Here is a 22,465-nt window from a genome sequence, read left to right as displayed (position 1 = left end):
TTCAGCTGTCTCTGCTTTTAGTCATTTTCCATGATTTTCATTCATAAACCTCGTCTTTGCAAGCATCCAGGACTTTTTGTTTCTCCTCTGACCTAATCAATGTGGCCCAAAGTTCACCAGGCTTTAATGCAGAGTCGTCATGCCCCAATTCTTTGCGGATTGTTCTAAAAAATCGCTCACCACCTTTGATGAAATCCTCTTCAGACTCTCCTCCTTTGGCGCGGGAATTTTGCAAGTCATTCCAGGCACGAAGCATAGGCGGCGTTCCCCAGACAAGCAACGCTGGCAAAAAATGCTTTAATTTATTCCGTATCTTCAAGACTTTTTCCTCCTCACTGCCCTTTTCATCATGCAGCGAAGAAATAAGGATATCAACAAGCTCAGTAAGGTAAGCCTCTTTATTGCGCAATAACCAGTTCCGATGTTCTCTTTTTTCTTTCCTTATTTGCAGATGCCATAGAATCCCAGATGGTACCAACCCAACAAATATACCTACCAATATTTCGTGTGGGACGCTGCTAAAAAACCAAAAAAGCGACCCCACAATTGCCACGATTATCAAAAAAGTCACAAAACTGATGATAGTGTCTTTGTTCATACAATTCCTCCAAACATCAATTGCCGAAACATCGGCTCAGTAGTAATAGCCTCCCATTTGTCGTTTGACTTTCTGAGAGCATTCAAGGTGTGGTCACCATTGACATAAATTAGGTTCAGGCTATGGCCAAAAGTTTTGCGGTGCTTGGTGAACCATTTGTTGAGTTGGGAGGCGTCCATTTTGTTCAGATTGCGCCAGAGAGTAAGGCAGTTTTCGCCCTTCCGGGTTGTGCCGGTGATGGCCAGAACGCCGTCCATTTGCCGGCGGCTGGTGAGACGCAAACCGAGCAGGAAGTTGAAAGTTTCGGCGAGGTCGGCTTTCACATTGCGGCGCACGCCATCGCGCACCACGGACAGGGTGTAGTTGAACGGGTCTATGAAATCCTGCCCCACCAGCGAGGCGCTGTCGGCTGTTTCCTCACCGAGCGCATAGCGGAGTTGGTAATCTTCGACAATTCCTTTGTCTTCTCCTGTGAGCAAATCCTTTCGGGATTTGACCGCCAAACTGTCAAGCGTGTCTTCGTATGATTCAAGGCGGACATACTTGAATAACTGGCTGATTCCATTTCTGTCTCCCGGTTTGCCGTCTTTCCATTCGTCGGAATAGGCAACCTTTTTCATGCGCGGCAACATAACATCTTCAAAATGGTGCCCAATTTCAACAAGGACATATTTACGATTTCCATTATCCTTGCGGTTAAGATTAATCACCGCATGTCCGGTGGTGCCGGAGCCAGCAAAATAGTCAAGAACAGCACCTGATGGTTTATTTTTCAAGGATGCATCTACACTATTTCTTACTGTGTTGATGGACTTGGGATAGTCAAAGTCATTGGCGGGAATCATTCCGTTAAGAATCACGCTGCCATGCGAGTTGGCCGAGTATTGTGACCCTGTCCAGACAGTATTGTAAGTAAAATGAGATTTGGTTCGTATGATGTCGCTTTGCTTGGTCTTTTTATCATATTTCACGGAAAGTTCACCGGCGATATTCTCAACAGTTTCTCTGGAAAAAACCCATTTCCTTTCCACTCCCGATGAATCAATAGGATAAACCTCTATCACCCCATCATCTCTGATAATGTTCTTTGAATCTGGGTGAAATTCTTCATCACAAACAGGACCAAATCCCTGAATCTTTCCCTTTTTCACATAAATAGGATAAAAGCAACTAGCCGCATCAGTCCGGAGATGAGAACCAGTAGAAACATCTCTGAGAGGTCTAATATCAGGGCTTTCTGTTCTATCCTCAAGACCAATCATCCTGCTCTTATCAGGATAGATAAAATATGCAAATTCATTTGTATGTGAGAAGTTGGTGCCTTGCTGTCCGGTAGGATTATGCACAACAGTTATGCAGGTTTTGGAGTAGTTTGGAAAAACTTCCGGGATTAGTTTCCCCAGTCTTTCCTGCTCTACCTCATCTATCGCAATAACTGTAACGCCATCCGGTGACATGAGACCTTTGCCAATGGACAGCCTGTTCTCCATCAGAGAAAGCCAGCTAGAATGTTTATAATCATTCTTGTACAGAATTTGTGATGACTTTGCATTGTATGGAGGATCAATATAAACACAGTTAATCTGTCCCCGGTACCTCTCTTGCAGCAAATTCAAACCCTGAAAATTCTCCCCGTGAACAAGCAACCCGTCCATCTGCTCGTCAACCGACCCCGCTTCCGACAAAGCAACAAGCAGTCCGTCCGTGAACTTCTTGTCAAAGTGCCTTGTGTCCAGCACCAGATACGGATTCTCTTTCAGGAATTCGGGTTTCAACACTTTGCTATACGCGGTCGCGCCATCAGCACCATCCAGTTCGTCAATGGCGAAAAGTTTGACCCATTCATCTTGCTGGGCCTTGTTTTTGGCAATGGCCGGATAGAGCGCCGCCGGCACCTTGTCGAGCGTTACGCAATACTGCGTTTCCAGCACAAACTTCTTTTTCAGCCAGAGTTGCTTCTGAAAGTTTTCCAGTTGCGCCAGAAAGTCTATGATTTTGTGGCCGACAGCCCTGATTGCCTTCACCTGGGCAAGGCCGCGGATGAAAACGGTCGGGTCATCGGTCAGTTCCAGATTGTCAACGGAGATGACCTCGCTCTTGATATAGGTGTCCAGTTCGCGGCGCAGAAAGCCGCCCAGGTCCTTGTGGATGAAATAGTCAAAACTGTTCTTCGCCGTATAAACGGCGATGTGTTTGTCCAGCAGGGTGCGCTCCGGATCCGCTTCGGTGGGGCAAGGGGCGGAAAGCAGGCGCTGCCAGTCGCCTTTGGTTTTGCCGAGTTTGCCGAGTATCCGCTGCCCGGCTTCCTTGTTGATGGACGCCTGCCGCCTGATGCCGTTTTGAGGATGTTTCTTTTTCTCTCCTTCCGTCAACGGGCGGTGCTCAAAGCGGACAATCAACTGATTCTTTTCTTCGGCGATGAAGTCTTTCGACAAAACAAAGAAACGCTGTTTGCCGTTCGCTTCCTTGATGTTGTCTTTTTCATTGTCGGCTTTCGCAGTCTCAAACCGCACGCGGAGTTTGTCATCGCCGGGAATGAAAATGTAGGAGCAGTAATTCTCCGTTGTCTTGATGTAATACTGGTCGGCGTTTGCCCAATGGAGTTTTACTTCCTCGCCGTTGTACGGGATTGAGTAGGCTTCCTTGCCCGCGCCCTTGTAACGGCGCAGCGACATGAAGTCACCTTCGTCATAGTAGCGGGAAAAGAAGTTGTAAAGGTGGTTGTAGGTGTCGGCTTCTGTCTGCTGGTCGTCTTTGACCGCTTTCAATTGCTTGTGAATCTCCCGCACTTTCGGCGAGGCGTCAGGGCTGACGCCCGCTTCCTTCAGCCCTTTTTCAAGTTTATCCAACTCGGCCTGCAACACCGATTCATCCGATTGCGCGATTTCTCCCAGTGCTTCGGATACCTGCGGCAACAAATCATTATCCAGAAAATCACCCACCTCGGCGCTCTTGTGCGCCATGATGCGGTACAAACCAAAATCAAGGTCGCCGCGGTCGAGTTGAAACAACTCGCGCAGTTTCTCTTTAAGTTTCGAGAAGTTTTCCTCGGAGACTTTGCTTGCGGCGGTCTTGGGGGTATCGCTCATTTCGGGATTCACGACAGGAGATGAGCGCCATTATACAAAACAGGCCGGCCCTTGCGGGGACAATTTGGCGGGGAAATTTGCCGGAGAAATGCGGCAGGCCAAACACCCGCCTGAATTGGTGGCCAGAGGTGGAATCGAACCACCGACACGCGGATTTTCAGTCCGCTGCTCTACCGACTGAGCTATCTGGCCAACCGGGGGCTGTTATTCCGGCGCGACATAGTCCGCCGGTTTTTCGGCGCCGCCCTCGAACAGGAATTTCTCCATTTGCTCCTCGAGGAATTTGCGCGCCTTCGGGTCCACCGGCGTCAGGCGGTATTCGTTAATCAACATCGTCTGGTGGTTAACCCACTCCTGCCATGCCTGCTTGCTGATCTGGTCGTAAATCCGCTGGCCGAGTTCGCCGGGGTACGGAACATAGTCCAGCCCCTCGGCCTCCTCACCCAGTTTCGCGCACTGAACCATCCGTGCCATTGGTTTGTTCCTCAAGTTTTCCGATTAAGCGTTTGATTGGCGCGGCGGCGGCGCCGGATGCCGCCGATAGTGTACACCAAACCAGGCGGTCGTCGTCCGCGATGTCGTCCGCGACGGCGCCGTTGAGCGACTTGTATTCCAGTTTCAGCGGCACGATGACCAGGCGCAGATGCGTCAGGTCGTGGTGCACGGCGGGCCAGTAGCAGGCGGCGTCGGGTTGGCCGAGATGGTGTTCATACCACGCCCGCGCGCGCTGCTTGTCGGGGGCTTCCGGGAAACTCATCAAACGCCCCCAGATGCCCTTCGGCGGGCGGCGTTCCAGCAGCAGGCGGCCCCGGTGCAGCGCCATCAGCGCGATGATGCGCCGCTGCCGGCGCACGCTACCGGGCCTCGGCGCCGGGCGCCGCGCGACGCGCCCGGCGGCCAGCGCGCGGCAGTCTCCGGCAACGGGGCAGGCCCCGCAGTCCGGGTTGTTTCTGGTGCAGACGAGCGCGCCCAAATCCATCATCGCCTGCGTGTAGTCGGCGATGCGCTCGCGCGGCAGGCGTTTCTCGGCGGCGCGCCACAGCCGCCGCCCAACCGCGGCCCTGCCCGGCCAGCCGGCGATGTCGTCGTGCCTTGCCAGAATGCGCTTGACATTGCCGTCCAGTATCGCGTGGTGTTCGCCGCAGGCCAGCGCCAGTATCGCCGCGGCGGTCGAGCGCCCGACGCCGGGCAGTTTCACCAGGTGCTCAAAACGCCGCGGCACGCGCCCGCCGAACTGCTCGCAGATGATGCGCGCGGCGGCATGCAGGTTGCGCGCGCGCGAGTAATAGCCAAGCCCCGACCAGTGCGACATCACATCGTCAAGCGGCGCCTGCGCCAGTTTGCGAACGCCGGGAAAACGCCGGATAAAGCGCCGGTAATACGGTATCGCCGTCTGCACGCGGGTTTGCTGCAACATAATCTCGGACACCCAGACGCGGTAGGCGGAAACATTGCGCTTCCACGGCAAGTCGGCGCGCCCGTTGTCGTCGTACCAGTGCAGCAGCCGGTGGGCGAAGGACATGGCCGGCGTTTACGGCAGGCGGGCGGCGGGCGCGATGCCGCTGATGCTGCGACCGCTGGCGAAGAACATCGCGCCGGTGTTCAGGGCATGCTGCCAGCTCACGCTACAGCAAGATGCCTTTGCTACCCGGGCGAAGAACATGGCCGAGTGTTTACGGCATGCTGCGCTGGCTGCCCAGCCACCGCAGCAGCGGTGTCCATTCCTCGCGGTCCGTGGCGGTTGCGTAGCGCGACATGTCGAACACGCCGAGGCCCTTGTCCGCCGCGCGGATGTAGTTCATGCTGTCGCGCAGCGAGGTCGGAAAAGCGATGCGCTGGGCGCGCAGAAATTCATCAAGGTCCCAGAAGATGTTGGTGTAGTCGCGCACGCGGCAGCCGACCAGCGCGATTTTCGCGCGCTTGCCGTGCACCGTCGGCGTCGCCTTGAGTTCTTTCAGGAAGTCAGCCGCCGCGCGCATGTCCATCGGCGACGGCAGCACCGGCACAATCAGCGTCTGCGCGCGGCGCACCAGGTTGTTCAGCGCCGCGCCGTGCTGCGCCGCCGGCGTGTCCATAATGCAGATGTCGGCGCTGCGCCGCGACGCGCCGCGCTTTCTGACGGCGTCGTAGCCCTTGATGGGCGGCTTCGCCGACGACCGGCGCTTAAGCCATTCAATGCTGCTGCCCTGGGGGTCGAGGTCGCACAAAACGACATCCATCTGACGGTTGGCGTAGTAACTCGCCAGATTGGTGGCGATGGTCGTCTTGCCGGAACCGCCTTTGGCGTTGACCACCATGATTTCTCTCATTTGCTTTCTCCTTTATTAATTGGTTGAGCGTTTATCCGCCGCTTGCGGCGTTATATGCTTCTCTGACCAAATCAGTAATGGTATCTGTATTTTCCTCAATTTCTCCCGGCCTGAGGCGGAGCCGGTACCGTCGCCATTTGTAGCTTACGTCTAAACCAGTGCTTTCCAACTTGTCTGTTATTTCCTTGGAACGCTCTAACCTTAAAAGAAGCCAAGTGTGTTTTTTCCTGGGTATAAAGACAATGAATCTGTTGGAACGGCCATTTTTCACCATACCGATTGACCCTTTGTTGTAATTCAATTCCAACGACCCATCAAACTCTTTTACCAAGTTTAGAATTTCATCCGCCATCGCGACGGTTTCTTTGCTTCCCCTGTTTTCCCAATACTCTCTATCTACCGGTTCGTAGGTTTCTTCATCTTCTTCCTCAAAACCAAGCGACATTTGATTCATAACTGTTGTGAATATCAGGCCGACTTTGTCCTGATTCTTGAGGGCTCTCATTTGAATTGCGACGATTGGAATCGCGCCGTTAAACAAGCCGATGACATTCAGAAACCGGCTTGTAATGTCTTCGGCGATGATGACGGCGGTATGTTCATATTGAGGATAGCGTCGTCTTTCTATGTCCCAATACTCGATGGTTCGGATGATGTGGCTGGGGTCGGTGGCGCCAAGTTGAACTTCCACTTCATAGCGCCAATCGCCATCTTGCAACAGAAGATCGAGAACACCGGCTCTCGGCTGGGCCCTCTCCTTGTCCCGGAGAATCACATCCTCGCCCAAACCGAGAATCGCGGGATCTTCCGCTATGCGAGCCTGCACCCACTTTTCATCCAGGTCAGGATGATTTGTGAGCCGTATTTCTTCAAATTTTGTAAATTCCATTTGTGTAGTTTCCTTGTGGATGGGAGCGTAAAGGATACGGGCCATCCGTGCGGTGGTCAACTGGTTGCGGGGGGTGGTCAGGCGAATTCGGCCACCACCGGGGCGTGGTCGGAGGGGCGTTCCCAGCCGCGCGGTGTTTTGTCCACGGTGCATGACAGGCAGCGTTCGGCGAGGCGGGCGCCGGCCAGCAGCAGGTCTATCCGCAGGCCGCGGTTGCGCTCGAAATCGCCGCCGCGGTAGTCCCACCAGGAAAACGCCGCGTCGTCGGGGTGGTCGAACAGGCGGAAAGTGTCCACCAGGCCCAAGTTCATCAGCGCGGCCAGCGCCTCGCGCTCCGGTTCGCTGCACAGGATGCGCCCGCGCCATTTCTCCGGGTCGTGCACATCGCGGTCGCCCGGCGTGATGTTGAAGTCGCCGAGGACGACGCAGTCGGGGTTTGCCGCCAGTTCGGCCTCGACAAAGGCGCGCACGGCGGCCAGCCACTCCAGTTTGTGCGCGTATTTGTCCGAACCGACTTCGCGCCCGTTGACCACATACAGGTTCAGCACGCGCACGCCGCCGAGCGTCATCGCAAGCGCGCGCTTTTCCGGCGGGCCGGGCAGCGCGATGTCAGCGGTGATGTCGCGGGCGTCGCCGCGGTACAGAAAGGCGACGCCGTTGTAGGATTTCTGCCCGGAGAAAACGGCGCGGTAGCCCGCCGCCTCAATCTCGGCCAACGGGAAGTCGTCGTCCTGAACCTTGGTTTCCTGCAGCGCCAGCGCATCCACCGGCACGGCGCGGAGCCAGTCGAGAACATGCGCCAGGCGGGCGCGCAGCGAGTTGACGTTCCACGAGGCGATTTTCACCGCGGGGCCGCCGAATCAGATGTCGAGGTTGCTGACCGCGAGTGCGTTTTGCTCGATAAACTCCCGCCGCGGCTCGACTTCGCCGCCCATCAGCGTCGAGAAAATGCCGTCGGGGTCGGCGCCGTCGGGTATCTGCACCTGCATCAGGCGGCGGGTGGCGGGGTCCATCGTCGTCTCCCACAGTTGCTCCGGGTTCATTTCGCCAAGGCCCTTGTAGCGCTGGATGGAAAGGCCTTTCTGCGCCTGCGCGAACAGCCAGTCCACCGCCTCATCAAAGCGTTCGGCCTGCTCGCGCGCATCGCCGCGCACAACGCAGGCGCCGCCATTAAACAGTTGCCACAGGCGCGCCGCCAGTTTGCGGATGGCGGCGAAATCATCGGACTGGAAGAATTCCTTGTGGATGGTGTCGGTTCTCTCGTGGCCGTGCACATTCTTTTTGATCAGCAGGCAGAAGTCGTCGCCGGGCTGCATTTCCAGCGTCCAGGCGGCGCCCGCAGGCTGCGCCTCGTTCAGGCCGCGTTGCAGTTGGTCAAGCCATTGGCGCAGCGCCGCGGCATCTTGCTCGCCGCCATCGGGCAGCGGCTTGGTGAACAGCATTTGTTTCAGCACATCCTCGTCGTGGCGCCGCGCCAGACGCTGCAAGCGCTTGCGCGCCGTCAGGTATTCCTGCACGAGGCCGGCCAGGGCCTTGTTTTCAAGCAGGCATTTGCCGTTGCCGTCGCTGATTTCGGCGCCGTCCATCGCCATCTCCCACAGGTCGAAGTCGAGTTCGTCGTCGTCTTTCAGATACTTGATGCTCTTGCCCTTGCGGATTTTGTAGAGCGGCGGCAGGCCGATGTAGAGGTTGCCGTTGTCCACGATGTCGCGCATGTGGCGGAAGAAGAAAGTCAGCAGCAGCGTGCGGATGTGCGAGCCGTCCACATCGGCGTCGGTCATGATGATGATGCGGTGGTAGCGCAGTTTCTGCGGGTCGTACTCGTCCTTGATGCCGCAGCCGAGCGCGGTAATCAGCGTGCCGATCTCGACCGACGACAGCATCTTGTCAAGGCGCGCCCTTTCGACATTCAGTATCTTGCCTTTCAGCGGCAGCACGGCCTGCGTTCTGCGGTCGCGCGCCTGCTTGGCGGAGCCGCCGGCGGAGTCGCCCTCAACCAGAAACAGTTCGCATTTGGCCGGGTCTTTTTCCTGGCAGTCGGCGAGTTTGCCGGGCAGGCCGGCAATGTCGAGCAGGCCCTTGCGGCGGGTGATTTCGCGCGCCTTGCGCGCCGCCTCGCGCGCGCGCGCCGCCTCGATGATCTTGCCGACAATGGCCTTCGCTTCCGCCGGTTTCTCGAGCAGGAAATCATGCAGGCGCTGCGACAGCAATGATTCAACGACGCTGCGTACTTCCGACGAGACGAGTTTCTCTTTTGTCTGCGACGAGAACTTGGGGTCGGCGAGTTTCACCGACACCACGGCGGTCAGGCCCTCGCGCGCGTCTTCGCCGGCCATCGAGATTTTCTCCTTGCCGGCGATGCCTTCCTTGTCGAGGTACTGGTTCAGCGTGCGCGTCAGCGCGGCGCGGAAACCCGACAGGTGGGTGCCGCCGTCGCGCTGCGGAATGTTGTTGGTGTAGCAGTGGATGTTGTCAACATAACTGTCGTTCCACTGCATCGCGACCTCGACGCCGATGCCGTCTTGTTCGGTTGTGAAGTGAAAGACCGTCGGGTGCAGCATCGTGCGGCTTCTGTCGAGGTAGGCGACGAAGGCCTCGACGCCGCCCTCGTAGCAGAAGCGGTCTTCCTTGCCGCAGCGGTGGTCCTTCAGGTGAATCGAGACGCCGGAGTTCAGGAAGGCGAGTTCGCGCAGGCGGGTTGTCAGCGTTTCGTAGTGAAACTCGGTGGCGCCGAACACTTGCTTGCTCGGGATGAAACGCACCGCGGTTCCGGTCTTGCCGTTGACGCCGGCGCGCTCCTGGACCGGGTGCTGCGGGTCGCCCATGGAATAGACCTGCTCGTAAATCTTGCCGTTGCGCCAGACCGTCAGTTCCAGGTGTTCGGACAGCGCGTTGACGACCGACACGCCGACGCCGTGCAGGCCGCCCGAGACCTTGTAGGAGTTTTCGTCGAACTTGCCGCCGGCGTGCAGCGTTGTCATGATGACTTCCGCCGCCGAGCGGCCCTCTTCGGGGTGGATGTCCACCGGGATGCCGCGACCATCGTCGCTGATGGTGGCCGCGCCCTGCTCATCAATCAGCACCTCGATGTTGTTGCAGTAGCCGGCGAGCGCCTCGTCCACCGAATTGTCCACGACCTCGAAGATCATCCGGTGCAGGCCGGTGCCGTCGTCGGTGTCCCCGATATACATGCCGGGGCGCTTGCGGACGGCCTCGAGGCCCTTCAGAACCTTGATGTTGGAAGAATCGTACGACATGGGGTCAGACATTCGGCATTTTAGCGCGAAACGGGGCTGCAATCAAGCAAAAATGCCCCCGGTGCGCGCATGTTTTGCACGAAATTCGCTGTGTGTTATTCACCGTTGCTTTTTCCCGCAACGGAAGGCTGCATCTCGCGCATCTGCTGGTTGTGTTCCTGGTCGGGCGCCGAACCTTCTTCTGTTTTTTTTGCCGGCGCGGGCTGTTCGCGCTTCTCGAATTCCGCCTGGCATCTCGCGCACCTTTTGATGTCCGGCATGGCCAGCACGCGGGTTTGCGGGATGGGCACGCCACAGGTGATGCATTTGCGTCGGAAAATGCGGTCCGTCTGCTGGATTTCCTCAAATTCGGATGAACTCTCCGCTTCTTTTGCCGACACCGACTGAATCTCGGTTACTGTCCCCTGTTTCACATGAAACACCTTCATTTCAGACCACGGTGATAGATCCAGGCCGTTCTCGGTTTGCGTAACGATGGTCTGCTGCTCCAGGCGTTTCAGTTCGCCGAGCGCCCATTTGCGGTGTTTGGTGTCCAGTTCGGAGGCCAGATCGTCAATCAGCACAATGCCTTCCCTGTCGTGGGTGCGGACAAAATGCCGGATTTGCGCCAGCGTCAGGACCAGCGCGATGACCTTCTGCTGCCCGCGCGACGCGGTGCTTTTCGCCGGCTGGCCGTCCCAGGTCAGGTGCATGTCGGCGCGGTGCGGGCCGAAACGGGTGGCGCCCTGCTCGCGGTCGGTTGGGTAGTTTTCCTCCAGCACACCGGCCAGATCGCGGTCGGCGGGCCAGCCGCGGTCGTATTCGATAATCAGTTCCTTGCCGGGCTTCAGTTCCGACAGGAAATCGCGCACCACCGTGCGCCACGAGTGGAAATACTCGCTGCGGCTTTCGTCCAGTTCGGCGGCATACTCAATCATCTGCCCGTCCCACTGTTCGGGGCGGGATTGCGGGCGGCGCTGCTTCAGCAGCGCGTTGCGCTGTTGCAGGCAGCGGCGGTAGCGGTTCCAGCACTCGACAAACCCCGGTTTCACATGAAACACGCCCCAATCAAGGAAGCGCCGTCGCTCCGACGAGCCGCCCTGCACCAGCAGGTGGCTGTCCGGATGAAACGCCCTGACCGGGAAAAGCGAGGCGGCCTCGGCAAAGCCGCCGCCGCTGTCGCCGTTGACGGTGACGACGGTCTTGCCGTCGCGCTCCTTCTGCACCGACAGTTTCTGGTCGCTGCCGCCGTGGTCCAGCGTCGCGCCAATCAGCAGGCCGTCCTGCTGCAATTTAATCAGGTCGTTCTTGCGGTTGGTGCGGAAACTGTGGCCGGTTGACAGGATGTCGAAACTCTCGAGAATCGAGGTCTTGCCGCTGCCGTTGTCGCCTATCAGGAAGTTGATTCCCGGGCTTAGTTCAATCCGGGCCTGCGCGATATTACGCAGGTTTTTGATGAAAATAGAGGTTACGGGCACTTCACGGACACTTCACAGGCGCAGCGGCATGACGACATATTCCTCGGACTCCGAGCCTTCGGCCACAATGCGCACGCCGCTGCTGGAATCGCGGATTTGCATGATGACGGTCTCGGTATCCAGCGTCCGGAACACATCGGCTAGGTAGTTGGTGTTGAAGCCGATGTCCAGCGGATCGCCCTGGTAGTCAATCTTCTGCTCTATCAGGGCCTGCTCGCCTTCGGGGTTTTCAACCTCCAGTTTCAGCAGGCCGGCGGAAAAACTCAATTTCGCGCTGCTGCTCTTGGTGTCGGCGATGGCGCCGGCCCATGTCAGCGATTTCATCGTCTCGTCGCGGTTCAGTTGAATTTCCTGCTCAAAACTGGTCGGGATGACGCGCTGATAGTCCGGGAATTGGCCGTTGATTGCCTTCGCGCTGATTTGCTTGTTGCCAAAAGACAGCGCCAAGTTCGCTGAATCAACGCCAAGTTCCGCCATCTCCTCGCTTTTCTGCAAAACACGCATCAACTCAAGGGCAACCCTGCGCGGCATGATGGCCTGGGTTTTGGCGCTGACCGGCTGGTCAACCTCCAGCGTGCTGCGGGCGAGGCGGTGGCCGTCGGTTGCGACCGCCGTCAGTTTCTTGCCTTCCACTTCTATCAGCATGCCATTCAGGTAGTAGCGGGCGTCGTGGTCGGCCATTGAAAAGTGGGTTTTCTCAACCACATGTTTCAGGTCGTCCTGGCGGATGGACATCGTGTTTTCAAGCGTCACCTCGTCCGACAGCGGGAAGTCATCCGCCGGCATCGTCAGCAGTTTGAAGCGCCCGTTCTCGGAAGTAACGGTAACCCGGTCATCGCCGAAGTTCAGCGTAATTTGGGTGTCATGGCTTGTGTTTCTGCATATTTCGTAGAGTTTCGCCACAGAAACCAGCGCCGGCGCCGGGTCGGTAACCGTCATTTCCTCAACAAGCAGGCGGAGTTCCATCTCCGGGTTCATCGCGATGATGGAGCAACCCTTGCCCTGCGGCGAGAACAGCGCCATGGACGAGGCCGGTAGCGTGCTCCTTGATTCCACAACGCCCCGCAAGGTTTCAAGGACATGGTACAGTTGCTCGTTGATGATTTTGATCTTCATAATAATTATTTCTCCATATTTCTATGGTTTGTTGTTGTAGGTTCTGTCGTTTTCTGTTGATTGGCGTCGCCGGCGCCTGTTTTTCTGCGCTTTTGCCGCTTTGTTTGCCTGTGGATAACTATCCGCCGGTTTGTTTGTTTTCGCTGTTTGCCCTCTTTTTCTGCAATTTGTTCCGGTTGTTTCGCAGGTTTCCCACAATTTTCAGTGGATAGCCCCGCCAACAGCCGTTATCCGTTCAATATTCGCGTTAAATCCTTGTATTCCTGTTCAACCTGGGTGTTTTCCTGTCGCAAATCCCTGATTTTCCTGCAAGCGTGTATCACGGTCGTGTGATCGCGCCCGCCGAAGGCCTCGCCAATCTCCGGCAGGCTGTGGTTGGTCAGGTCTTTCGCAAGCGCCATCGCCATCTGGCGCGGGCGCACGACGGTGCGGTTGCGGCGCGGCGACACCATCTCGTTGGGCCGGATGCTGTAATAATCGGCGGCGGTCTTCTGAATCTTTTCTATCGTCAGTATCCGGTTGTGGGTCGCTATCAGGTCTCGCAGCGCATCACGCGCGAACTCAATGGTGATTTCCTTCGCGGTGAAACTCGCGTTGGCGATGACGCGGCGCAGCGCGCCTTCCAGTTCGCGGATGTTCGAGCGGATGTTCTCGGCGATGTAATGCGCCACCTCGTCCGGCAGCGTAACGCCGTCGTGCCTGGCCTTGCTTTGCAAAATGGCGACCCGCGTTTCCAGTTCGGGCGGCTCGATGGCCTGGGTCAGCCCCCAGCCGAAACGCGATTTCAGGCGTTCCTGCAGGCCCTCGACCTCGGCGGGATAGCAGTCGCATGTCATGATGATCTGGCTCTGGCTCTGAAACAGCGTGTTGAATGTGTGAAAGAATTCTTCCTGGCTTTGTTCCTTGTCGGCGAAAAACTGGATGTCGTCCACCAGCAGCACATTCAGCGACCGGTAGAAGCGGGTGAACGAATCCATCTTGCCCTTGCGCAGCGCGCGCACCATGTCGGCGACGAAGCGTTCCGATGTCAGGTACAGCACCCGCAGGTTGTCGTTGGTGCGTTTAATCTCGTTGCCGATGGCGTGCACCAGGTGCGTCTTGCCAAGCCCGACGCCGCTGTAAAACAGCAGCGGGTTGAACGACCGGCTCGGGTTCGACGCCACTTGCTGCGCGGCGGCGCACGCGAGCCGGTTCGACTTGCCCTCGATGAAAGTCTCGAAGGTCTGCTCCGGGTTCAGGCACGACTCAATGCGCGGCTCGGCGGCCTGCGCCAAAGCCCTATGCCGTTGTTCTGGCGCTGTTTCCTGAACGTCCGACGGCGTCTCCTGGGGGCCGGCCTCCAGTTGCACGTCCACCGTGTCCTGTTTCAGCGACAGGATTCTGCTGATGTGTCCCAGACAATTTTTCCGTATCCATTCGCGGGTGGACGCATTCGGCGCGACCAGTCTCAGACAGTGTTCGGTCTCAACCGCTTCCAGCGATCGTATCCATGTGTTGACGTCTTCCTCAGGGAGCAAAGACTCCAACTCTGTAATGCATTGTTGCCACAAACTCATCGTATTAATTATGGTGGTTGTTGGTTCGCCGGGGGGCGGCGAATCCCGAGGGGTAAGATTACCCCGAACCGGGGAAGTTATCCACCATAAATTGAAGGAATCTTCGGGGCGGCCCCCAAAGGGCGCGGCCATGCGGTTTCCGTTTCGCATTTCCCGGCGGATGGGGTAGAATACCCCCCCGCCCGACAGCGGTGGAGTCAAAATGAAGCGAACCTATCAACCGAGCAACATCAAGCGCAAGCGCACGCACGGCTTCCGGGCGCGGATGAAAACCCGCGCCGGGCGCGCGATTATCAACGCCAGGCGCCGCCGCGGCAGAGCCCGGCTGACTCCCTGAGCGGGTTTGGATAACGCGCGCGCGGAGAGTCTGGGGAAACAGCACCGCCTCGACAAACCGTCACAGTACAAAGCGGTTTTCTCAAACGCGAAGAGAGCGCACGCAGGTGTTTTCTTTATCCGCAGTCGCGACAACCAATGCGGCGTGCCGCGCCTGGGGCTTGCGTTCTCGGTGCGCGCCGCCGGCAAGGCGGTGGCGCGCAACCGGCTCAAGCGCCTCGTGCGTGAAAGTTTCAGACGCCACAAAAACCATCTTCCCGGGCGCGACTATGTCGTCGGCTGCAAGACCGACAAGAACAGCAAAAGCGGCAAGAGCGGCGCGGGCCGCGCCGACGGCGCGCAGGTGCGGGCGGCGATGAACCGTTTCTGGGAAAAAGAATCGGCCCGCAAGGAACCGCCCCGAAAGGAATCGCCCTGATGGACAACGTTCGCCTCATACTCTACCTGTCGTTCGCGCTGGTGCTGTTTCTGCTGTGGGAGCGCTGGCAGGAATGGCAGACGCCGCCGTCGGCGCAGGCGCAGGCGCCGTCCGGCGTTTCCGGGCCGCCCGCCGTGCACGACGCCGGGCCGGGCGCAGGCGCCGCGCAGCAGCCCGACGCCGACCTGCCCGAGGCGGTCGTGGCGACGCCGCGCGCCGGGCAGGCGCCGGCGTCCGCCGGGCGGCGCGCGGCGAGCCGGCGCATCCGCGTGCGCACCGACACGGTGGAGATGATGATAGACAGCCGCGGCGGCGACATCCGCAGCCTGAAACTGCTGCAAGTTCCGGTGTCGCTGGACACGCCGGAGGTGCCGTTCACGCTGTTCGACGAGAACGCCGAAGTCTATGTCGTCCAGTCCGGGCTGCTGCACGACCGCATCAACGGCGTGGCCGCGGCGCAACTGAAAAAACTGGCGCCGTCGCACCACGAGCATTACCGCGCCGACGCCGGCGATTATGCGCTGGACGACGGCGCCGACGAACTGCGCGTCGTGCTGCGCTGGAACAACGGCGCCGGCATCGAGGCCGACAAGATCTACACGCTGCGCCGCGGCAGTTACCTGGTGGACATCGAACACATCGTGCGCAACCGCGGCGGCGAGCGGTGGGTCGGGCGCCAGTACCGCCAGTTGCGGCGCAGTGAAATCCCGGATGCCGGCGCGCGCCTGCTCTACACCTTCACCGGCGCCGCCTGGTACGACGGCAAGTACAACAAACTCGCGTTTGACGAACTGGACGAGCAGCCTCTGGAGCAGCGCGTCACCGGCGGCTGGGTCGCGATGCTTCAGCATTACTTTGTCAGCGCGCTGCTGGGCGACGACGAAAACGACTTCTACACGCGCGTCACGCGCGGCGAGCGCGGCGCCGAATACATCATCGGCATGCGCTCCTACCCGGTGACGGTCGAGCCGGGCGGCGACGGGCGTTTCAGCACCCGCCTGTTCGCGGGCCCCAAACTGCAAAACCACATGGACGAAATCGCCGACGGTCTTGAACTGACGACCGACTACGGCATCCTGACCTTGCTGTCAAAGCCGCTGTTCTGGCTGCTCGACAAGATCAACAACCTGGTCGGCAACTGGGGGCTGGCGATTGTGCTGCTGACGGTGCTGATCAAACTGGCGTTCTACAAACTCTCCGAGACCAGTTACAAATCCATGGCGCGCATGCGCAAACTGCAACCGAGCCTGATGAGTTTGCGCGAACGCTACCAGGACGACAAGGAACGCCAGCACAAGGAGATGATGGCGTTCTACAAGAAAGAGAAAATCAACCCGCTCGGCGGCTGCCTGCCGATTGTCGTGCAGATTCCGGTGTTCATCGCGCTTTACTGGGTGCTGCTGGAAAGCGTCGAATTGCGCCAGGCGCCGTTCATGCTGTGGATCAACGACCTCTCGACGCGCGACCCGTATTTCGTGCTGCCGCTGCTGATGGGCGCGACGATGCTGATACAGACCAAACTGAACCCGACGCCGCCCGACCCGCTGCAGGCGAAAGTGATGATGGCGCTGCCGGTTATCTTCACGGTGTTCTTCGCGTTCTTTCCGGCGGGGCTGGTGCTGTACTGGTTTGTCAACAACCTGTTGTCCATTGCCCAGCAATGGATGATCAACCGGCGGATTGAAGCAGCCTGAAAACGCGGCCACGCCGGGCGACACGATTGCGGCGCGCCCCGCCGCCCGCTGATGGCGATGACGACGACTGAAAATGCAGCCACGCCGGGCGATACGATTGCGGCGGTTGCGACGCCGCCCGGCAGGGCCGGCATCGGCGTCATCCGCGTCAGCGGCCCGCGCGCCGCCGCCATCGGCGCCGCGCTGACCGGCGCCGCCGCCAATCTTGCCGAACGCAGAGCCTCGTTTTGCCGCTTTCTCGACCGCAGCGGCGATGTGCTGGACGAGGGCATCGCCATTTTCTTCAAGGCGCCGGCCAGTTTCACCGGCGAGGATGTGCTGGAGATTCACGCCCACGGCAGCCCCGTCGTGCTCGGCGCGCTGCTCGACAGAATCTTCAATCTCGGCGCGCGGCCCGCGCACCCCGGCGAGTTCAGCCAGCGCGCGTTCCTCAACGGCAAGTACGACCTGGCGCAACTGGAGGCGGTGGCCGACCTCGTCAACAGTTCCAGCATCCAGGCGGCGCGCAGCGCGCAGCGCGTGCTGCAGGGCGAGTTTTCACGCGCCATCGCGCGACTGTCGGCGGAGATGAAGGAATTGCGCGTGCTGACCGAGGCGGCGCTCGACTTCCCGGAAGAGGATGTGGATGTCGTCGGCGACTACCAACTGGTGCAGCGGCTGGAGGCGCTGATTGCATCCATCCGCGACATCATCAAAAGGGCCGCGCACGGCGCGCGCCTGACCGAGGGCGCCGAACTCGTCATCGCGGGCCGCCCGAACGCCGGCAAGTCCAGCCTGCTGAACCGCCTGTCACAAACCGACGAGGCCATCGTCAGCGCCCTCGCCGGCACCACCCGCGACATCGTAAAGAGCGAAATCCTGCTGGACGGCATCCCCCTGCGCATCCTCGACACCGCCGGCCTCGCCGCGCCCGGCGACACCGCGAGGCCGGCAAGCAGCCGTGCGCCGCAGCCCGATGCCGCCGCCATCAGCGCATCCGGCGACGCAATCGAGGAAGAAGGCATGCGCCGCGCGTTGCGGGCAATGGACGCCGCCGACATCGTGCTGCTGCTGGTGGACGCGACCGCCGGCATCGGCGCCGCCGAACGCGCCGTCACCCGCCGCCTGCCGGACGACACACCGATACTGACCGTCTTCAACAAGGCCGACCTGACAACGGACCGCCGGGACACAAACGCCGACCTCTGGATCTCCGCCAAAACCGGCGAGGGCCTGGACAATCTGCGCGCCCTGATCAAACAAAAAATCATCATGCCCGACAGCGCCATGACCGGCGCCACCACGACCGGCGGCAGCCCAGTCAGTGGCAACCCAACCAGCGACGGCACAACCAACGACGGCACAACCGGCGGCAGCCCAACCGATGCCGTCGCGACCGACAGCGCCGAAAACGCCATCGCCGCCCGCCGCCGCCACCTCGACGCCCTGTCGCGAGCACAACAATCCCTGCAACACGCCCTCGAACACCTGCGCCCCGCCACCGCCCGCACCGAACTCGCCGCCGAAGGCCTGAAACAAGCCCAACAATCCCTCGCCACCATCACCGGCACCTACACCACCGAAGACCTGTTAGGCGACATCTTCGCCGACTTCTGCATCGGCAAGTAAAAGGGTTTCAGCCCTTCTATTCGGCGGTTTCTCGCCGGTGGTCGGTTACTTGCGACCGTTGGTCGGGTAAGCGGGGTTGGGGGGTTGATTTTTGGGGATGATGGGGGCATGGGGCGGGAAGTTATCAACGAGTGGCCGCGGCACGAGAGGCCGCGCGAGAAACTGCTGAAGCGGGGGGCGTCGGTGCTGACGGATGCCGAATTGCTTGCGGTTGTCATCGGTTCCGGCACGCGCGGCAACAGCGCGCTGGACATCGCGCGCGGGCTGCTTGTCGATTGCGGCAGTCTGCGCGCGATTGTCGGCGCCGACCGTGCGCACCTGTGCCGCAACACGGGCCTCGGCGCGGCGCGTTACGCCCGCTTGCAGGCCGCGCTTGAAATCATGCGCCGCACGCTGACCGAGTCCATGCGCGAGAACGATGTGCTGGCCGACGCCGCAGACACCCGCAATTACCTGACGCTGAAAATGCGCGATTACGGCCACGAGGTGTTCGCCTGCCTGTTTCTCGACGGCGCCCACCGCCTGATTGCCTTTGAGGAGTTATTCCACGGCACGATAGACGGCGCCAGCGTCTATCCGCGCGAGGTCGTCAAGCGCGCGCTGTACCACAACGCCGCCGCCGCGGTTTTCGCGCACAACCATCCGTCGGGGCGGTCGGAGCCGAGCCTCACCGACCGCCTCATCACGCGCACATTGAAGCAGTCGCTGGAACTGATCGGCGTGCGCGTGCTCGACCACTTTGTTGTCGGCGAAGTGATTACTTCGTTTGTTGACCGCAATCTTCTGTGACGGTGTGCGTCGCCTGCCGCTTGACAGATTTCCCGATAGTTCCTTCGGCAGAATTTTCGGCAGCCCGCCCGTCAGCCCCCCCCAACACCCCGCTCCAGATGCCGCGCCAACGACTCAACCAGCCGTTCAATCTCGCCGGGTGTGTGCGCGGCGGACAGCGTGATTCGCAGGCGCGCGCCGCCTTCGGGCACGGTCGGCGGGCGGATGGCGGCGACATGCAGGCCGTCGTCCAGCAGCGCCCGCGACAAAACAAGGGCCGCTTCCGCGCCGCCGGTCACGACACCCTGAATCGGCGTTTCGGACGGCAGGCACGCCAGGCCGGCCTGTCCGGCGAGGCGGCGAAACAGCGCGACATGTTCAAGCAGTTTGCGCCGCCGCCAGCCTTCGCCGCGCACCAGGTTCAAACTCTCGGCGGCGGCGCACGCCAGCGCCGGCGGCGGCGCGGTCGTGTAGAGATAGGTGCGCGCGTGCTGCACCAGCGCCTCGATCCATTCCGCGCTGCCCGCCGCAAACGCGCCGCACACGCCGAACGCCTTGCCGAGCGTGCCGACCAGCAGCGGCGCCTCGCGCTGCCCAAGCCCGGCCAGTTCAGTCGCGCCGGCGCCGCTGTTGCCAAGCACGCCGATGCCGTGGGCGTCGTCCACCACCAGCAGCGCGCCGGCGTCGGCGCACAGCGCGGCGAGTTCGCCCAGCGGCGCGAGGTCGCCGTCCATGCTGAACACCGCGTCACTTGCGACAACGCAGTCGTCCAGCCCGCGCAGTTGCGCGCGCAGAAAGGCGGTGTCGCAATGCGGGTAGCGGTGCAGGTGCGCCCTCGACAGCACGCCGGCGTCCAGCAGCGAGGCGTGATTGAGGCGGTCTTCAAACAGATGACTGGTTCTGCCGGCGAGCGTGGCGATAACGCCGAGATTGGCCATGTAGCCCGACGCGAACAGCAGCGCGCGCTCGCGCGACAGAAACGCCGCCAGGCCCTCTTCCAGTTCGCGGTGCGCCGCCGTGTAGCCGTTGATCAGGCACGACGCGCCGGCGCCGACGCCGTAACGCCGCAGGCCGCGCACGCCGGCTTCAATAACGCGCGCATCCGCCGCCAGCCCCAGATAGTCGTTGCTGCAAAACGACAGCACCTCGCGCCCGTTCCAGCGCCGCCGCGGCCCCGCCGGGCCGTCGCTGACGCCGCGCTCGCGGTACAGGTGCAGCCGCCTGCGCGCCTCAAGGTCTGCGCGCGGGTCTTTCATTGCGGCGCGCGCGGCTCAGCCGCGGCGGGCGGCGACGGGTTCGATATCAAGCCGCTGGAACAGGCGGCGGTCGCTGTGCGTTTCCGGGTTCGGCGCGGTCAGCAGTTTTTCGCCGTGGAAGATCGAGTTGGCGCCGGCGAAGAAACACAGCGCCTGCATCTCGTCGGACATCTCCTCGCGCCCCGCCGACAGCCGCACCCACGCGCGCGGCATCAGCACGCGCGCGGCGGCGACGGTGCGCACGAACTCCAGCGGGTCGAGTTGCGCCGCGCCGTAAAGCGGCGTGCCCTCAATCTGCACCAGCATATTGATCGGCACCGATTCCGGGTGCTGCGGCAGGTTGGCCAGTTGCTGCAACAGGCCGGCGCGGTCGTCGCGCGTCTCGCCCATGCCGAGTATGCCGCCGCAGCAGACCTTGACGCCGGCGTTGCGGACATGCTCCAGCGTGTCGAGGCGCTCCTGATAGACGCGCGTCGTGATGACATGGCCGTAAAACTCCGGCGAAGTGTCGAGGTTGTGGTTGTAGTAATCGAGGCCGGCGTCGGCCAGCCGCCGCGCCTGCGCCGCGTCCAGCATGCCGAGCGTCGCGCAGGTCTCAAGCCCCAGCGCCTTGACCGCGGCGACCATCTCCGACACCCGCGCAAGGTCGCGCTCCTTCGGCTCGCGCCACGCCGCGCCCATGCAGAAGCGGTCGGCACCGTGCGCCCTGGCGTCGCGCGCCGCGGCCACGACCTCGTCCACATCCAGCAATCGCTGCGGCGCCACCGGCGTCTGGTAGCGCGCGCTTTGCGGGCAGTAGGCGCAGTCTTCCGGGCAGGCGCCGGTCTTGATGGACAGCAGCGTGCTGATTTGCACCTTGTTCGGGTCGTGAAAGGTGCGGTGAACCTGGTGCGCTTTCAGCAGCAGGTCGTTGAACGCGGTGGCGAGCAGCGCCGTTATTTCGTGCCTGCTCCAGTCGTGGCGCAACTCGTGGCGCGGCTCATGACGCAATGGGGGGGTGTGGTCGTTCATTCTTTCCGGCGGGGTTTCGGTGCAGTCTATAAGGAGACGGGGGCGTGTCAACTTGCCCCCATTCGGATTGAATGGCGGGTTGAATGCCGGGTTGGACGCCGGGTTGGACGCCGGGTTGAATGGCGGATTGAATGGCGGATTGAATGCCGGGTTGAATGGCGGGTTGAATGATGGTTTGGACGCCGGACTGGATACCGGGCCTGCTGACGCGCCGCGCCAGTCGTTCGCACGCGACCGGGGACCGGATGACAGGCCGGATACCGGGCCTGCTGACGCGGCGGTTGTTCGCGCGCCGCTGTCCGCTGTGCTGCGTGCCGGAGACCGACGGCGGCTTGTGCCGCGATTGCGTGGAAGCGCTGCCGGCGCTCGGGCCGCATTGCCGCATCTGCTGCGAGCCGCTCGCCATGCCGGCGTCGCTGCCCGCGCCATTGCGCGCACGCGGTCTCGCCACGCCGCCGCCGCCGCCGCTGCCCGCACCGTTGCCCGCGCCATTGTGCACACGCGGTCTCGCCGCATCGCCGCCGTTGCCCAAACGTTGTCTCGTCGCATCGCCGCTGTTGGCGCCGTTGCCGCTGTGCGCGCGGTGTCTCGCCGCGCCGCCGCGCTACGAACGGGTGCTGGCGCCCTGCCTCTACGCGCCGATGGCCGACCGGATGATTCGGGAATTCAAGTATGGCCGTCGCATTGAGTGGGCGGCGCCCATCGGCAAAATGCTGGCGCGCCATGTCCGCGCCGCGGACGGCGGCCTGCCCGGCGCGCTGGTGCCGGTGCCGCTGCACCGCGAACGTCTTCGCCGGCGCGGCTTCAACCAGTCGCTGGAGATTGCCCGCGTGCTGTCGGCGGAACTCGGTGTGCGGCTGGAGGCGGCCTGCGTCGCCAAAACGCGGCGCACGGTGCCGCAGACCGCGCTCGACGCGAAACGCCGCCGCCGCAACCTGAACGGCGCGTTTCATCTGCGCCGCCGCCCGCGCGCGCAGCGCGTCGCCATCGTGGACGATGTGATGACGACCGGCGCCACCGTCGGCGAGATGGCGAAGGTGCTCGCGCGCGCCGGTGTCGCGCACATCGAGGTTTGGGTCGCGGCGCGCGCCGCGGCGTGAACG

19 protein-coding genes and 1 tRNA gene are annotated in these 22,465 nt (G+C 61.0%); 6 read left to right on the top strand and 14 right to left on the bottom strand.

What is annotated here, in order from left to right; translation table 11 throughout:
• Positions 1-37: 37 nt before the first annotated feature.
• From OXU50_02600 to dnaA, 12 genes are all read right to left on the bottom strand, one after another.
• Positions 38-598: a hypothetical protein gene (locus OXU50_02600; protein ID MDD9868773.1), complete on the bottom strand. Its 561-nt coding sequence runs from the start codon at positions 596-598 to the stop codon at positions 38-40.
• A complete protein-coding gene (locus OXU50_02595) occupies positions 595-3,687 on the bottom strand; it encodes a DNA methyltransferase (protein ID MDD9868772.1) in 3,093 nt (1,030 codons plus the stop codon). The genes OXU50_02600 and OXU50_02595 overlap by 4 nt, the downstream gene beginning before the upstream one ends.
• A gap of 116 nt (positions 3,688-3,803) precedes the next feature.
• A tRNA-Phe gene (locus tag OXU50_02590) sits at positions 3,804-3,879 on the bottom strand.
• Between the two features lie 12 nt (positions 3,880-3,891).
• The gene (locus OXU50_02585) at positions 3,892-4,161 is read right to left on the bottom strand and encodes an oxidative damage protection protein (protein MDD9868771.1); all 270 of its coding nucleotides are present in this window, start codon (positions 4,159-4,161) and stop codon (positions 3,892-3,894) included.
• Positions 4,127-5,209 carry an A/G-specific adenine glycosylase gene (gene mutY, locus OXU50_02580; GenBank protein MDD9868770.1) on the bottom strand — a complete coding sequence of 361 codons (1,083 nt, stop codon included), beginning with the start codon at positions 5,207-5,209 and terminating at the stop codon, positions 4,127-4,129. Before mutY ends, OXU50_02585 begins: the two co-directional genes overlap by 35 nt.
• Before the next feature lie 151 nt (positions 5,210-5,360).
• Positions 5,361-5,996 (bottom strand): ParA family protein, encoded by a 636-nt coding sequence (locus OXU50_02575; GenBank protein MDD9868769.1) that lies wholly within the window; start codon positions 5,994-5,996, stop codon positions 5,361-5,363.
• Positions 5,997-6,027: 31 nt separating this feature from the next.
• Positions 6,028-6,885: a hypothetical protein gene (locus OXU50_02570; GenBank protein MDD9868768.1), complete on the bottom strand. Its 858-nt coding sequence runs from the start codon at positions 6,883-6,885 to the stop codon at positions 6,028-6,030.
• 77 nt (positions 6,886-6,962) lie between these two features.
• Entirely contained in the window at positions 6,963-7,730 is a 768-nt protein-coding gene (gene xth / locus OXU50_02565; GenBank protein ID MDD9868767.1) for an exodeoxyribonuclease III, read from the bottom strand.
• A 15-nt stretch (positions 7,731-7,745) separates the two neighbouring features.
• Positions 7,746-10,154, bottom strand: a complete 2,409-nt coding sequence (gene gyrB, locus OXU50_02560) for a DNA topoisomerase (ATP-hydrolyzing) subunit B (GenBank protein ID MDD9868766.1) — start codon at positions 10,152-10,154, stop codon at positions 7,746-7,748.
• 83 nt (positions 10,155-10,237) lie between these two features.
• The gene (recF, locus tag OXU50_02555; GenBank protein MDD9868765.1) at positions 10,238-11,599 is read right to left on the bottom strand and encodes a DNA replication/repair protein RecF; all 1,362 of its coding nucleotides are present in this window, start codon (positions 11,597-11,599) and stop codon (positions 10,238-10,240) included.
• 12 nt (positions 11,600-11,611) lie between these two features.
• Positions 11,612-12,715 (bottom strand): DNA polymerase III subunit beta, encoded by a 1,104-nt coding sequence (dnaN, locus tag OXU50_02550; protein MDD9868764.1) that lies wholly within the window; start codon positions 12,713-12,715, stop codon positions 11,612-11,614.
• Between the two features lie 227 nt (positions 12,716-12,942).
• The gene (gene dnaA, locus OXU50_02545) at positions 12,943-14,271 is read right to left on the bottom strand and encodes a chromosomal replication initiator protein DnaA (protein ID MDD9868763.1); all 1,329 of its coding nucleotides are present in this window, start codon (positions 14,269-14,271) and stop codon (positions 12,943-12,945) included.
• A 202-nt stretch (positions 14,272-14,473) separates the two neighbouring features.
• Between dnaA and rpmH the strand changes: the two genes are divergently transcribed.
• The 5 genes from rpmH (at position 14,474) to radC (ending at position 19,116) form a co-directional block, all read left to right on the top strand.
• Positions 14,474-14,608: a 50S ribosomal protein L34 gene (rpmH, locus tag OXU50_02540; protein ID MDD9868762.1), complete on the top strand. Its 135-nt coding sequence runs from the start codon at positions 14,474-14,476 to the stop codon at positions 14,606-14,608.
• A gap of 6 nt (positions 14,609-14,614) precedes the next feature.
• Complete coding sequence (gene rnpA / locus OXU50_02535; GenBank protein ID MDD9868761.1) at positions 14,615-15,025, top strand: ribonuclease P protein component; 411 nt, start codon at positions 14,615-14,617, stop codon at positions 15,023-15,025.
• Positions 15,025-16,719, top strand: a complete 1,695-nt coding sequence (gene yidC, locus OXU50_02530) for a membrane protein insertase YidC (GenBank protein MDD9868760.1) — start codon at positions 15,025-15,027, stop codon at positions 16,717-16,719. The genes rnpA and yidC overlap by 1 nt, the downstream gene beginning before the upstream one ends.
• A gap of 57 nt (positions 16,720-16,776) precedes the next feature.
• Positions 16,777-18,327, top strand: a complete 1,551-nt coding sequence (locus OXU50_02525; protein ID MDD9868759.1) for a tRNA modification GTPase — start codon at positions 16,777-16,779, stop codon at positions 18,325-18,327.
• Between the two features lie 108 nt (positions 18,328-18,435).
• Positions 18,436-19,116 carry a DNA repair protein RadC gene (gene radC, locus OXU50_02520; GenBank protein MDD9868758.1) on the top strand — a complete coding sequence of 227 codons (681 nt, stop codon included), beginning with the start codon at positions 18,436-18,438 and terminating at the stop codon, positions 19,114-19,116.
• 71 nt (positions 19,117-19,187) lie between these two features.
• On the opposite strand, the gene OXU50_02515 is transcribed toward radC, so the two are convergent.
• The gene (locus OXU50_02515) at positions 19,188-20,351 is read right to left on the bottom strand and encodes an 8-amino-7-oxononanoate synthase (GenBank protein ID MDD9868757.1); all 1,164 of its coding nucleotides are present in this window, start codon (positions 20,349-20,351) and stop codon (positions 19,188-19,190) included.
• Between the two features lie 15 nt (positions 20,352-20,366).
• Positions 20,367-21,362, bottom strand: coding sequence for a biotin synthase BioB (gene bioB / locus OXU50_02510; protein ID MDD9868756.1), 996 nt, complete (start codon positions 21,360-21,362; stop codon positions 20,367-20,369).
• 167 nt (positions 21,363-21,529) lie between these two features.
• Between bioB and OXU50_02505 the strand changes: the two genes are divergently transcribed.
• Entirely contained in the window at positions 21,530-22,462 is a 933-nt protein-coding gene (locus tag OXU50_02505; GenBank protein ID MDD9868755.1) for a phosphoribosyltransferase family protein, read from the top strand.
• Positions 22,463-22,465: the final 3 nt, after the last annotated feature.

The sequence above is a fragment of the Gammaproteobacteria bacterium genome (assembly GCA_028817225.1).
Lineage (GTDB): Bacteria > Pseudomonadota > Gammaproteobacteria > Poriferisulfidales > Oxydemutatoraceae > Oxydemutator.
This window is presented reverse-complemented; position numbering and strand designations above follow the sequence as displayed.

Coding starts and splice junctions, on each gene's coding strand:
- gyrB (MDD9868766.1), bottom strand. CDS start 10,154: ATGTCTGACCCCATGTCGTACGATTCTTCCAACATCAAGGTTCTGAAG.
- OXU50_02585 (MDD9868771.1), bottom strand. CDS start 4,161: ATGGCACGGATGGTTCAGTGCGCGAAACTGGGTGAGGAGGCCGAGGGG.
- dnaA (MDD9868763.1), bottom strand. CDS start 14,271: ATGAGTTTGTGGCAACAATGCATTACAGAGTTGGAGTCTTTGCTCCCT.
- OXU50_02600 (MDD9868773.1), bottom strand. CDS start 598: ATGAACAAAGACACTATCATCAGTTTTGTGACTTTTTTGATAATCGTG.
- OXU50_02595 (MDD9868772.1), bottom strand. CDS start 3,687: ATGAGCGATACCCCCAAGACCGCCGCAAGCAAAGTCTCCGAGGAAAAC.
- OXU50_02505 (MDD9868755.1), top strand. CDS start 21,530: ATGATGGTTTGGACGCCGGACTGGATACCGGGCCTGCTGACGCGCCGC.
- OXU50_02515 (MDD9868757.1), bottom strand. CDS start 20,351: ATGAAAGACCCGCGCGCAGACCTTGAGGCGCGCAGGCGGCTGCACCTG.
- dnaN (MDD9868764.1), bottom strand. CDS start 12,715: ATGAAGATCAAAATCATCAACGAGCAACTGTACCATGTCCTTGAAACC.
- OXU50_02570 (MDD9868768.1), bottom strand. CDS start 6,885: ATGGAATTTACAAAATTTGAAGAAATACGGCTCACAAATCATCCTGAC.
- yidC (MDD9868760.1), top strand. CDS start 15,025: ATGGACAACGTTCGCCTCATACTCTACCTGTCGTTCGCGCTGGTGCTG.
- radC (MDD9868758.1), top strand. CDS start 18,436: ATGGGGCGGGAAGTTATCAACGAGTGGCCGCGGCACGAGAGGCCGCGC.
- OXU50_02525 (MDD9868759.1), top strand. CDS start 16,777: ATGACGACGACTGAAAATGCAGCCACGCCGGGCGATACGATTGCGGCG.
- bioB (MDD9868756.1), bottom strand. CDS start 21,362: ATGAACGACCACACCCCCCCATTGCGTCATGAGCCGCGCCACGAGTTG.
- rpmH (MDD9868762.1), top strand. CDS start 14,474: ATGAAGCGAACCTATCAACCGAGCAACATCAAGCGCAAGCGCACGCAC.
- OXU50_02575 (MDD9868769.1), bottom strand. CDS start 5,996: ATGAGAGAAATCATGGTGGTCAACGCCAAAGGCGGTTCCGGCAAGACG.
- mutY (MDD9868770.1), bottom strand. CDS start 5,209: ATGTCCTTCGCCCACCGGCTGCTGCACTGGTACGACGACAACGGGCGC.